Source organism: Brachyspira sp. (genome assembly GCF_050873525.1).
Lineage (GTDB): Bacteria > Spirochaetota > Brachyspiria > Brachyspirales > Brachyspiraceae > Brachyspira.
In genome coordinates, this window is sequence record NZ_JBNMIZ010000183.1 from 1 (window position 1) to 5,301 (window position 5,301).

6 protein-coding genes are annotated in these 5,301 nt (G+C 29.5%); 5 read left to right on the forward strand and 1 reads right to left on the reverse strand.

The genetic code is table 11. The annotated features are described in order from the left end of the window. Nucleotides 1-45 precede the first annotated feature (45 nt). The 3 genes from frr to ACR0QS_RS10620 are packed head-to-tail and all read left to right on the forward strand — an operon-like array spanning nt 46 to nt 2,212. On the forward strand, nt 46-594 hold the full coding sequence (gene frr / locus ACR0QS_RS10610) for a ribosome recycling factor (RefSeq protein ID WP_432633419.1): 549 nt from the start codon (nt 46-48) through the stop codon (nt 592-594). After that, entirely contained in the window at nt 591-1,307 is a 717-nt protein-coding gene (locus ACR0QS_RS10615; RefSeq protein ID WP_432633420.1) for an isoprenyl transferase, read from the forward strand. Before frr ends, ACR0QS_RS10615 begins: the two co-directional genes overlap by 4 nt. Then, a complete protein-coding gene (locus tag ACR0QS_RS10620; RefSeq protein ID WP_432633421.1) occupies nt 1,307-2,212 on the forward strand; it encodes a phosphatidate cytidylyltransferase in 906 nt (301 codons plus the stop codon). The genes ACR0QS_RS10615 and ACR0QS_RS10620 overlap by 1 nt, the downstream gene beginning before the upstream one ends. 14 nt (nt 2,213-2,226) lie before the next feature. Here the strand turns inward: ACR0QS_RS10620 and ACR0QS_RS10625 are convergent, their stop codons facing one another. Further along, complete coding sequence (locus tag ACR0QS_RS10625; RefSeq protein WP_432633422.1) at nt 2,227-2,919, reverse strand: hypothetical protein; 693 nt, start codon at nt 2,917-2,919, stop codon at nt 2,227-2,229. A 555-nt stretch (nt 2,920-3,474) separates the two neighbouring features. On the opposite strand from ACR0QS_RS10625, the gene ACR0QS_RS10630 reads away from it, so the two are divergent. Together ACR0QS_RS10630 and pstC are read left to right on the forward strand one after the other, a co-directional pair. After that, nucleotides 3,475-4,287 carry a substrate-binding domain-containing protein gene (locus tag ACR0QS_RS10630; protein WP_432633423.1) on the forward strand — a complete coding sequence of 271 codons (813 nt, stop codon included), beginning with the start codon at nt 3,475-3,477 and terminating at the stop codon, nt 4,285-4,287. A 99-nt stretch (nt 4,288-4,386) separates the two neighbouring features. Beyond that, nucleotides 4,387-5,301 (forward strand): phosphate ABC transporter permease subunit PstC (gene pstC, locus ACR0QS_RS10635; protein ID WP_432633424.1); only part of this gene is annotated, 915 nt, incomplete at its 3' end.

The window sequence follows — 5,301 nt, forward strand, 5'->3', positions numbered from 1 at the left end:
ATAATCTATATAAACATAATTTATTTTAAAATTTAAGGATTGTCTATGTCAAAAGAATCTTATAAAGAAAGAATGGAAAAAACTATTAATAGTTTGCAAAACGATTTAAAAGGAATAAGAACGGGAAGGGCAAACGCTTCAATATTGGACGGAATAAAAGTGGAAGCCTACGGAAGCAATATGCCTTTGAAACAAGTCGGAAATGTATCAACGCCCGATGCGAAAACTATTATGATTCAGCCTTTCGATAAAAGTTTAATCGGCGATATAGAAAAAGCGATATTAAAATCCGATTTAGGATTCAATCCTTTCAACGAAGCGGGAAATATTAGAATTGTAGTTCCAGAACTAACAAAAGAAAGAAGAGAAGAATTGAAAAAAGGCGTGAGGCATAGAGGAGAAGAGGCAAAAATATCAATCCGAAATATAAGAAGAGACGAAAACGATAAAATAAAAAAAGAATTGAAAGATAAAAATATAACGGAAGACGAATCAAAAAATCAAGAGAAAAAAATACAAAATGAAACCGATTCGTTTATAAAGAAAATAGACGAATTGATAAATGCCAAAGAAAAAGAATTAGACACTATATGATAAACGAGAATATTCCAAAGCATGTGGCTATAATAATGGACGGAAACGGAAGATGGGCAAAGGCTCATAATAAAAGCAGAAGTTACGGACATAGAAGCGGAAGCGAAAATGTGATAAAAATAGCGGAAGCCTGCTGCGAACTCAATATTAAATATTTGACTCTATACGCTTTTTCAACGGAAAACTGGAAGCGTCCCGAAGAAGAAAAAAAAGCGCTTTTCAAATTATTAAAAGAATTCTATAAAAAAGAAATTAAAAGATTAGTATCGAATAATATTTTGGTTAAACATATTGGAGATATTGACGCTTTTCCGAAAGATACGGTAAAAACGATTAAAGAAACGGAAAGAGAAACTGCGGAAAAATGTAAAGAACCTATATTGACGATTATACTCGCTTTAAATTACGGTTTTAGAGACGAACTTAAAAACGCGATAAAAAATATATGCACCGATATAAAAGAAGAAATTATAAATATAGAAGATATTGACGAAACTTTAATATCGAATTATTTATATACAAAAAATATTCCCGACCCCGATTTTATTATAAGAACTTCGGGAGAAAAACGATTGAGTAATTTTTTAATGTATCAAGCGTCCTACAGCGAATTATATTTTACAAAAATTTTGTGGCCCGATTTTTCAAAAGAAGATTTCAAAATTTCTATAGAAGAATATTCAAATAGAACGAGAAGATTTGGAGGCTTATAATGAGAAAGAGGCTTATATCCGTTATTCTAACTTTGCCGTTATTTACGGTTATAATATTTTACGATAAAGTTATATTTTTATTTCATTTGCTTATATTGTCGATTTCGATTTTCAGCGCGCTTGAAATTTTTTATATGGCGAAAGTGCATAGACAAAAAAATTTAAGAACGGTAATAACCACAATGATTGCGATGGCTTTGGGATATATTATAACTATTTGCGGAACTAAAGTTTTTGTAGGCGATTTTTCTTCTTTATATAAAATAGTGGAAACGAAAAATCCTTCGATGGATTTGTCTTTGATTATGGTTTTCGCTTTGATTGCCGTTTTATTTTTGATAAATATTTTTAAGGTTAATGTTTCTTCGTTCGAGGAAAAAGGAAGGGCGATATTGACTGCGGTTTTTTGTTTTATATATGTCGGACTTGGAATTTGGCATATATCTTTAATGAGATTTATGCCTAGCGGAAAATATTATATCGTTTTTATATTTTTATGCGCGTGGCTTAGCGATACGGGAGGTTATGTCGTTGGGCGAAAATTGGGAAAACATAAACTTTCAAATACGGCGTCTCCAAATAAAAGCGTTGAAGGTTTTATCGGAATGTTTATATTTACCGTTCCTTTGATAGCGCTTTATTATTATTTATATTCAAAAAATTATTTAGTTTCTTTACTTGGAAAAAATATTCCTAATTTTTCATTATGTCAAATCGTTCTTTTAACTTCGATATTTATTCTTACAAGTTTTTTGGGAGACATGGGAGAGAGTTTGATAAAGAGAATGTATGATACTAAAGATTCTTCAAAGATATTTCCAGGACATGGCGGAATTTTTGATATATTCGACAGCGTGATATTAACCGCTCCGATTTCTTATTATATATTTTTATTATTGCAATAGTAAAAATTTATTATTTATTTAATATAATCTTTTTCTTTAATAATGAATTTATATTTATTATTAAAATCTTCGACAATTATATCGCTACCATCGAAATAAGCCTTATAAGTAAAATCTAATTCTTTATTATAATTTTTTAATACAATATCTCTAATATCCGTTAAAATTATATCTTTATTGTCAAGTTTATTCGGGTTTGAAAAATCGTATATTAAATAGCTGAATATTCTTTTGAAAGCGTTATTTTTTTCTTCCGAAAAATAGAATGCATAAAAAATAATTCTGCCGTTTTCAATAAAATAATGTTCCAAATCTACAAATACCAATATTCCTTTATTTTCTACAAATTTATTATTATAAAAATTAATTTCTTCTTTAAGGTTTTCTAAATTCAAAATAGAAAAACCAGATAAATCTCTATTAAAGATAAAATAATTATTTTCGTTTTTATGTTTTAAGATTTTGAAAATTTTTGCATCATCGCTTTTATAATAAAAAATTTTTTTGTTAAAATTAAAAAGTTCTCTTTCGTATCCGATTATATCTTTACCATGAATATTGCCGAAATATTTTTTATGTTTAATAGTCCATTCGCTATTAATTTTATTTTCTTTTTCTTTGGTAAAATATTGTTTGTCAAATAAACCGCCGTATTTTAGCCAATGATTTTTATATTCTTCGGTATAATAAAAATTTTCAAGTTTCATATTTTTAGTATAAAATAAAAGTTATATTTAATCAAGCATGAAAAATAATCGGAATTATAAAACAAACTGCAAACGCGAGTATTCCGTAAACATAAATATAAAGAACGGTTTTGTTGTTTCCAATATTGAAAGTCGCTTCAGAGTTCAACGATTTTATGATTGATTTAATATTGCAAAACGAAATTATTATTACATGGAATTCGCTCTTTAGAAATTAAAATATTATTTAAAAGCTTATCGTTTATTATATATTATTTTTTGTAAAAAAAGAAATAAGCTATGTCGTCATTAATTCGTTTAGTGTGACAATAGCCGAAACAATTTCTTTTTTATTACATTGATAAAGTTAAAACTTGTATAGTAAATCAGATTTTTAACGATTCGCTTTTTATTTTTATTTAATTCGCCCAAAAATATGTATCAAATGTATTATTCCAACTTAAATCTTTAAAAAAAATTCGAATTTTTTTAAATTTTTTTTGAAATTTGTATTGATTTAAATTTAAATTTGTTATATAAAGTCTGCGTAAAATTAATTCAACAAAGGAGAAAAAAATGAACAAATTAATTATTTCTTTACTGCTTATAAACTCTTTCTTGTTTGTAAGCTGCGGAGTCGGTTCTAATTCCGACAGCTCAAAAAGTATAATCGTTTCGGGTTCTTCTTCGGTATCGCCTTTAATGTTTAAGTTGGCTGAAAAATTCGAAGAAGAAAATTCCAATTATAGCGTCACGGTTGAAACTTCCGACTCGACTATCGGAGTGAGCGACACTATAAACGGAAACAACGATATAGGCATGGCATCAAGAAATTTGAAAGAAAACGAAGCTCCAGAATTGGACGCTTATCTTTTATGCCAAGACGGAATAGTAATAATAGCCAATAAAGATTCGAGCATAACTCAAATAAGTGAAGAAGAGTTATACAATCTTTATATAAACAATACGGCTATAGGTTCTATTTCAAAAGCCATATCGAGAGAAGACGGTTCGGGAACGAGAAGCGCTTTCACGGATTTAACTTTGATAGGAAAAGAAACTCCTCTTCCAGCCACAGTCGAAATACTGGACGGAACGGGAAAAGTTAAAACAGCCGTTAATAGCGACTCTTCAAAACTCGGTTATATTTCTTTGGGTTCGGTTGACGACACGATTAAACCGCTTTTGTATAAAGCGAAATCTCAAAATCAATACGCGGCGCCTTCTGTAGAGAATATAAAAAGCGACACTTACAAACTTTATCGTCCGTTTTATATTTTCACTAAAAAGGGAAAAGAGATGAGCGAGGGAGCGAGAGCCTTTTTGGACTTCATTGATAGCGATGTCGGAAAGCAGGTTATTAATGAAAATGGGTATGTGGCAAATTAGAAAACGATTAAGTCGGTATTACAATTAATTTTGTATGCCGACTTTTTTAATCGATTTGTTTAGCAATAGTTTGAAAGATTAAAAAATTAAAAGAAAATTATGAAAGAAAATTATAATAAACATTTATTTAATTCTATAATCGACAATGTCATGAAATATATATTTTTTATATGTTCGATATTTGCGGTTATCGTGGTATTTTCAATATGCATATTCATTTTTATTTATAGCGTTCCTCTATTTAGAGAAGTCGGATTTTTAGAATTCGTATTTGGGACGGATTGGCAGCCTTCCAATAATAAATTCGGAATATTTCCAATGATAGTAGGCTCTCTCTATGTTACTATTCTTTCGACTTTAATCGGAGGAGGATTCGGATTATTTACGGCGATTTATATTTCGATGTTCTGTCCTAAAAAATTAAAAATAGTTTTATCTCAAATAATAGATTTGCTTGCGGGAATTCCTTCTATAGTTTACGGATTTTTCGGCATGATAGTTTTAGTTCCTTTATTAAAAAATATTTCTCCAAACGGAGTCGGCGAAGGCGTTTTGGCAAGTTCTATTATTTTGGGAATAATGATACTTCCGACTATAACATCCATAAGCAGATATAATTTGGAAGCAGTTTATAAATATTATTATGACGGAGCGGTTGCGCTTGGAAGCACTCATTCGCAGGCGGTTTTCGGAGTAATAGTTAAAGCGGCAAAGTCGGGAATATTTTCGGCAATGGTTTTGGGAATGGGAAGAGCAATAGGAGAGACAATGGCGGTTATGATGATTGCTGGAAACGCGCCGTTTATTCCGAAAGATTTATTTTCTTATTTTAGAACGATGACAATAAATATAGCTTTGGAAATGGGATATGCGGCGGGAATTCATAGAAGTTCTTTGATTGCAACAGCTTTCGTTTTGCTTTTGTTTATTTTACTTTTAAATATTATTTTGTATTTGATAAAAGGAAATCATATCAATTTTTCGCTTTATTCTATTTTTTATTTTATTAGAAAT